Origin of the sequence: Fodinibius sp. (genome assembly GCF_041642155.1) — a bacterium.
Classification (GTDB): Bacteria; Bacteroidota; Rhodothermia; order Balneolales; family Balneolaceae; genus Fodinibius.
Genome location: NZ_JBEPWZ010000167.1, coordinates 1 through 6,352, shown reverse-complemented (window position 1 = coordinate 6,352; position 6,352 = coordinate 1). Strand labels below are relative to the sequence as shown.

General features: G+C 49.7%; 7 protein-coding genes. 5 read left to right on the top strand and 2 right to left on the bottom strand.

Translation table 11 applies throughout. The features are described from left to right. The first annotated feature begins 46 nt into the window (after positions 1-46). The 5 genes from ACESLU_RS10025 (at position 47) to crcB (ending at position 3,730) form a co-directional block, all read left to right on the top strand. Positions 47-1,306, top strand: a complete 1,260-nt coding sequence (locus ACESLU_RS10025) for a M14 family metallopeptidase (RefSeq protein WP_372638518.1) — start codon at positions 47-49, stop codon at positions 1,304-1,306. Between the two features lie 126 nt (positions 1,307-1,432). Then, positions 1,433-1,588, top strand: a complete 156-nt coding sequence (locus ACESLU_RS10020) for a DUF3309 family protein (protein ID WP_372638517.1) — start codon at positions 1,433-1,435, stop codon at positions 1,586-1,588. Positions 1,589-2,097: 509 nt separating this feature from the next. Beyond that, a complete protein-coding gene (locus ACESLU_RS10015; RefSeq protein ID WP_372638516.1) occupies positions 2,098-2,670 on the top strand; it encodes an SCO family protein in 573 nt (190 codons plus the stop codon). A gap of 2 nt (positions 2,671-2,672) precedes the next feature. Beyond that, complete coding sequence (locus ACESLU_RS10010) at positions 2,673-3,140, top strand: copper chaperone PCu(A)C (RefSeq protein WP_372638515.1); 468 nt, start codon at positions 2,673-2,675, stop codon at positions 3,138-3,140. A 215-nt stretch (positions 3,141-3,355) separates the two neighbouring features. Further along, positions 3,356-3,730 (top strand): fluoride efflux transporter CrcB, encoded by a 375-nt coding sequence (crcB, locus tag ACESLU_RS10005; RefSeq protein WP_372638514.1) that lies wholly within the window; start codon positions 3,356-3,358, stop codon positions 3,728-3,730. A 13-nt stretch (positions 3,731-3,743) separates the two neighbouring features. Here crcB and pafA read toward each other — a convergent pair whose 3' ends face one another. Next, positions 3,744-5,393, bottom strand: coding sequence for an alkaline phosphatase PafA (pafA, locus tag ACESLU_RS10000; protein ID WP_372638513.1), 1,650 nt, complete (start codon positions 5,391-5,393; stop codon positions 3,744-3,746). Positions 5,394-5,557: 164 nt separating this feature from the next. Next, on the bottom strand, positions 5,558-6,352 hold a 795-nt coding region (locus tag ACESLU_RS09995; RefSeq protein ID WP_372638512.1), incomplete at its 5' end, for a sterol desaturase family protein.

The window sequence follows — 6,352 nt, the reverse complement described above, 5'->3', positions numbered from 1 at the left end:
GCTTGATTCCATATTATTCATGAAAAATCCAGGTCGAAAGTAACTTATGCACTTTTCCCGATTTTTTTGGTTTCTTCTGTTCACGTTCATCATATTGCAAAGTTGCAAGAGCAGCGAAGAGTTTTCCGGATATTCTTACGATCCCGAAGGGGTAACCAACACTGTTGATAAAGAAATCCAATCACCGTATAGCCGCACGATTGGTATCAAAGGCGACGGGATATGGATAAGCAACGAATTCGAAGGGGCGCGGATGAGTGACTTCTACCGGGTCAGTGATTCGCTGTACCGTGCTGTCATAGAACCTGAAAATCATCCTGTTAACAACAGTCCCTGGTATTCATTTAAAATGCACAGCGACTCCCCAGCCACGGTTAACCTCCAACTCTTCTATAAGCACGGTAAGCACCGCTACCGGCCTAAGCTGAGCAGGGATGGAAAGCAGTGGAAAAGGATCGATTCTTCTGACATCCGGGCAGACACCTCCGGCACGGCTATCCTGACCCTCGACCTGAATGAAAATCCCCTATGGATTTCGGCACAAGAGCTGCTTACCTACCAGGATATGGTCGCGTGGATGGACTCTATCGGCACGGCCACCCGGACGCGACTGGATACTGTCGGGTACTCACACCAGCAACGCCCTGTCATAAAAATGACAATCGGCAGCGCTTCCCCGGACCGCAACCAGGGCGTACTCGTGATCACCGGTCGGCAGCATCCACCCGAGGTAACCGGGGGGCTGGCCAGCCGGGCGTTTATCGAGGCATTGGCAGCGGATACGGAACTTGCGAAAAACTTCCGAAAAGAATTTGAAATTTGGGCCTATCCGCTGGTCAATCCGGATGGGGTGGCGGGGGGACACTGGCGACACAACGGGGCCGGTATCGACTTGAATCGCGACTGGGAAAACTTCAACCAGCCGGAAACCCGGGCTATCCGTGACGACCTGCTTCCGATTGACGATCGCCCGGAACGGCGGGTGTATTACGGGATCGACTTTCATTCGACGAAATCAAATATTTTTTATCCCATCAAACAGGATATATCCACCTTCCCGGAAGATTTTACTTACCGGTGGATAGAAACCCTGCAAGAACACTTTCCGGAGACCCCCTTCAATGTGGAGCCCTTCGACACCAATTCTCCTATTGCGAAAAACTGGATCTACCATGCCTTTGGCGCGGATGCTGTTACCTATGAAGTGGATGACCGGGCCGACCGGCAGAAGCTAAAGGAGGTAACGCTTCAAGCGGCTCACGTAATCATGCGGCACCTGCTTGAGGAAAAAAGGAAAAGGCAATAGCCAGTCTTTTATATTATATCATATTTTTCCCAACCCGGGGGGAACATTTTAGGTTCACATTCCGTTAGAGCATATTAAATAAGGGTTCACCGGTGGTTCATTCACCTTAATTCATTGAGGTCTGTTATGTTAGGTACTATTCTTGTTATCGTTGTTCTCCTGATGCTTATTGGTTCTCTGCCGAGCTGGCGCTATAGCCGTGGTTGGGGATATGGTCCCAGCGGTATTCTTGGCACGATCCTCATTATTATTCTTATTTTTTGGTTGCTGGGACACATTTAATGAGACCTTTGTAAAACCAGGAGTTTTATTCTATATCAACTCCTGAGCGATTTTAAAACCGTAGTATACACGCAATACATGAGGTTTTTGAAATCGCTGAAATGTAGCCATTGGGCATAAAAACGGCTTTGCAAAAGTCTCTTACAGGCGTTTTAATAAAATCGCCAGGCAAACTTTTGTTATTGAAACCGAAGAGTTTGATTCTCTCTGGCAGCCTGAACCCCTTTCCCCCCACAGGTAACATAGTTGTCGGGACAGCCTTTTCGTAAGATAACCACTTTTGGTATCGCCATCAGCAACCTGTCTCTCTCACTGTCCCCTCCGTACGTTTGTGCCTAAAGCGATTAGAATTTCGCCGCGCAGCAACAAAAAACCTAACAGGCACTGTACTGGATCGGGACACACAGCATCCGGTTGCAGGCGTTAATGTCTTTTTTGCCGACCTGTAATTTACTTTTTAACCACACGACAGAGCGTTATATTTGACCATTATGAAACCAACTAATTTTATGCTTTGGATCATTGCCGCGCTGGGGATATCGCTATCGCTGGCTGCCTGTAACAATCCCGATACGATTATTGATTTGAATGATAATTCCTACGAGCTGCTCAATGAAGACAGTTCCGCGGTGCGCTTTCCCAATGATTACAGTGGAAAGACAACCCTCATTACCTTTATCTACACGCACTGCCCGGATGTATGTCCCGTCATCACGGCAAATATGAAGAATATCCAGAGCGAGCTGGCGGATACCAGTGATATTCGTTTTGTGGAAATCACTTTTGATCCCGAACGCGACACCCCCTCCGTGCTTGCGGAATACAAGGATGTCTACAGCCTGAACCACCAGTTTTCACTGCTTACGGGTCAGCCTCCCGAGATCGACTCGCTACTCTCAAAGCTCAATATCGTTGCCGAGAAGGCCCGGATCGATTCCCTGCAGCAAGATAGCAGCGACTATTTTATGAGGCACTCCAATACGATTTATATCATGGATAAGCAGGGGCGGATCAGGACAGAATATCCGGCTAATGTCGTCCCGCCTGAAAATGTGATCGAAGACCTTCAAAAAATACGCTGATTATGTCTCTTTATCGCTATCTCCTGTTGATCTTAGTATCTCCCCTGCTGCTCTTATGGGGATGTGGCTCCAGCGAAAGCAACGAGAAAGAAGATATCGCTGCCGGTACCATTGAACTGGCCGACGGGTGGGCGCGTCCCGGCGCCGAAGGCATGATGAGCGCTGTTTACCTGACGATCCGCAACAAAACAGCCTACCCGGATACCCTGGCGGGGGTAAGCAGCGATGCCGCCCGGAAAGCCGAGGTCCATGAATCATACAAAGGAGAAAACGGCATGTCGGCTATGCGTCCTGTACCCAGCCGCGTTATAGAATCCGGTGACAACCTGTATCTTCAGCCCGGGGGACTGCATATTATGTTGATAAAACTGAAAGAGGGCCTGGCGGCGGGGGATTCGGTGAATGTACTGCTGGAATTCAGGCGAACCGGAACCCGGAACATCCGGCTGCCGGTTCAGGCACAGAGATGAGGTGATGGAAATGAATTCGCCCTCGGCTCTTCTCCCAGCGACGAGACTGACGACTCCTGCCCATCACGCTGCAATGCCTCTTCGTCTACCTAATATTTTGAGTAGCCCAAGAAGATTGACGAGATTGAAATTGTTCTGCGTGTGACAAAATCGGCCGTCCACGACTTTGGCAAGGCACTAATAAACTAGTTATAACTGACCCGTTACGAGTAATCATGGTACAGACTATCTTTATGGTGGGCATCGGGGGATTTGCCGGAAGCGTACTTCGCTACCTGATATCCTACTACATGAAAGCAAGCTGGTCCACCGTCTATCCCTTCGGAACTTTTACCGTGAACCTGGCCGGCTCCTTTCTTATCGGCATCATTATCGCCGCAGCCCTGACCGAAAACCTGAGTCAGCAGGCGCGGCTGCTGCTGGCCACGGGATTTTGCGGGGGGTTCACCACTTTTTCTACGTTCTCCTTCGAGTTTTTCTCACTGCTGCAAAATGGGCATACCGGGTACGCTTTTTTATACGCCGTCAGCAGTCTGGCCCTGGGGTTGCTTTTTGTGTGGCTGGGATTCAGCCTGGGCAAACTTCTATAACTATAGACAGCAATTATTTAAAATCGAGAATGTGAGCCGGTGAGCCGGTGGGAAAACCGATATCCAGCATCATCGAGAGGGTCGGTGCAATTTGCGGAATGACCGTTTTCTCGGTTGTTTCTCCCCGGGGCACGCCCCACCCATAAAAAAGCAGCGGCACGTGCGTATCATAATTATAGGGCGAGCCGTGCGAGGTGCCCGTATCGGAACGACGATCCAGCCAGCCCGGCTTCAGCTGAATATAAACATCCCCCGACCGGTTATGCTGAAAACCCCGCTGGTACATCGCCTGGTAGCCGTCATCATAATGTTTGTTCCGGAAATTGTAGGCCGTATTCGTAGAAGACACAGCCTTAAACTGCAGTAAAAAGTCCGCCACATCCCGTTGCATTTTCTTCAGCGAGTATTCCCTGCTCCGCACCCGTTCACGATTCAGGTATACCTGCTGGTTGGCATAGGCCTCCACCCATTCGCCCTCGCCGTATTTTCCATTCAGATACCGCTCAAGCACCTCCATGACCCCTTCGCTGTTGAAATACCCGCCCGGTAATTTTTTGTCCATTAATTCTGCAGGGACATCCACCGCCCCGTGGTCGGAAGTCAGCATAACCAGGTAGTTGCCCACTCCGACTTTTTGGTCCAAATACTCCAACAGGTCCGCCAAGTCGCGGTCGAGCCGCATATACGTATCCTGCAGCTCGATTGAATGCGGACCGAACTTATGTCCCACATAATCGGTGGATGAAAAGCTGACGCTTAAAAAATCAGTGGTCTCATCTGCTCCCAGCTGTTCAGCATCCAGGGCCCGCTTGGCCAATTCTTTCACGAGCGTATTTCCGAACGGCGTGGAATTAATGATACCGTAAGCATCCCCCCTGTTTTCTGCCAGGTTATGGGGAAAGACGGGTCGGTCCTCCTTTTCAAAGGTTCCTTCATACGGCGTATTGTCGGGATTGCTCTCCGTATACTCCTCGATGGGCAGCAGGGTATCCCAGGTTTTATTGCTAAGCTCTTTAGCCAGCCCCTCGTCGTTGAACTCCCGGACCCAGTCAGGCAATGCATCGGCATACCAGGAACTGGTAATAAAATTTCCCGAGGCTCCTTCGTACCAGTAGGCCCCGTCTCCCAGATGTCCCGCCGGCAGCACGGCCCCGCGATCCTTTGTGGAAACGGCTATAACCCTGCCTTCCTGGTCGGCGGACTTAAGTTCATCGGTCACCGTGGTGCTCATTAGGTTGGCCGGGGACATCTTTCCCGCTTCGCCATCCGTGCCCACAGGCCGGGCGGTTGAATCGGAAACTACATACATATCCTTCCCGATCGACCGATCGTACCAGGAGTTTCCCACAATTCCATTGACCGACGGCGTGGTGCCGGTATAAACAGCGGCGTGGCCGGGTCCGGTGTAGGTGGGAAAATAATTATAATGATGATTTTTAAAATTGTATCCCTCGCCGACCAATCGTTTAAAGCCCCCTTCTTCAAACTTATCCCAATACCGGGGCAAATAATCGTACCGCATTTGATCCACCACAATACCCACCACCAGCTTGGGCTTGTCTTCTTTAGATCCGTACCTACTATGATCCTGGGCCCATCCTCCCTGGAAAGAAGAAGAAAGGAACAGAAAAAGGCTAACTCCAAACGTTTTGAACATGTTCATATCTCGGGATTTGCTTAATAAAAATTTCCAGAGGGAAAATAACTTCTTTTCGGTAAGAATCGAACTATGATCCTGTCAAAATTCTGTCCCAGTGTACTACGCGGTGCGAAGATCATAACCAGCGTTACTATGGCAGGCGGTATTTTGAGTTTCAATATTTACACCTATTTTTCATTATTTTCTTCTCCTCTACTTCCATCGCGAAACGGCATGCTGAAGAGTCCCTTCACTTTTTGATCTTCCACGGAATCAAACTCATCCAGTCCTATTCGCAAGCTTTTCAGTGGATTATGGAGCCGAAAAGTTTGCCACATACGGTCCCAGAATGAAAACAGCGAACTGTAATTTGAGTCTGTCTCGGGCTGCCACCGGGAATGATGTACTTTGTGCATAGCAGGAGTTACGATAACAACGCGCAGCGCTTTGTCCAGTTTTTCAGGCAAAGCAATATCGGCATGGTGAAACTGAACAACGGCAAACATGACAGTTTCATAGAGCAGCAGCTCCCAGAGATAGAGTCCTGTTATCACAATCACCCCGATTCGCAGGGCCGATGAAAAAATAATTTCCCCGGTATGGAACCGGCTGGCAGTGGTGACATCCATACTAGGGTCGGCATGATGTACGCGGTGAAAGCGCCAGAATAGTGGAATTTTATGATTCATTACATGCCATAGGTACATCCACGCATCCATAAGCAATATCGCACCGACCGCATGTCCCCATGCCGGCATCCCCGCCGCCAGCAGCCAGTTGAGAATTCCGAACTCATTTTCATAGGCCCAATTGGACGCCCAAAGCCAGGTCCCCACAAAGAAGACCGAAATGACCAGGGCGTTCGTCAGCCCCAATGCCATGTTTGCAACAAGATGCCTGCCTTTTTTCCGGACCGATCCCTTAAAAAAATCAAAAAAGGGGTGAGCCTGCTCAATCATCAATAATATGATCAGACCTATAAC